We start from the raw sequence: 269 nt of genomic DNA, 5'->3' as shown, positions 1-269 counted from the left end.
CTGCGGAATACTCCCATAATCTTTGGGATATAACGGGTACTGCGCTTACAAGCCGATCATATTGGCCACAAGTAGCCGTCTACATGCAAAACCCGAATCCCCAACCTCTCACAGACGACGAAAAGGTAGAGAACCTCATATCTTCCAACGTTTTTAAAGCCATAGTATGCAATGAAAATACGACTAAGCCTGCGCCACTAAATTTTCTTATAGGAAGTGCTGCTTATTTTGCAGGTGCAGATGCGTTCACCTTACAAGATCTCGTCATG

At 44.2% G+C, this 269-nt stretch carries 1 protein-coding gene; it reads left to right on the top strand.

Features of this window, described 5'->3' with window-relative positions; all coding sequences use genetic code 11:
* Nucleotides 1-83 precede the first annotated feature (83 nt).
* A partial coding sequence (locus ACSNOK_RS34430) for a hypothetical protein (protein WP_436784654.1) occupies nucleotides 84-269 on the top strand: 186 nt, incomplete at its 3' end.

It is taken from the genome of Streptomyces sp. URMC 126, assembly GCF_051386555.1.
Taxonomy (GTDB): domain Bacteria; phylum Actinomycetota; class Actinomycetes; order Streptomycetales; family Streptomycetaceae; genus Streptomyces.
This window is presented reverse-complemented; position numbering and strand designations above follow the sequence as displayed.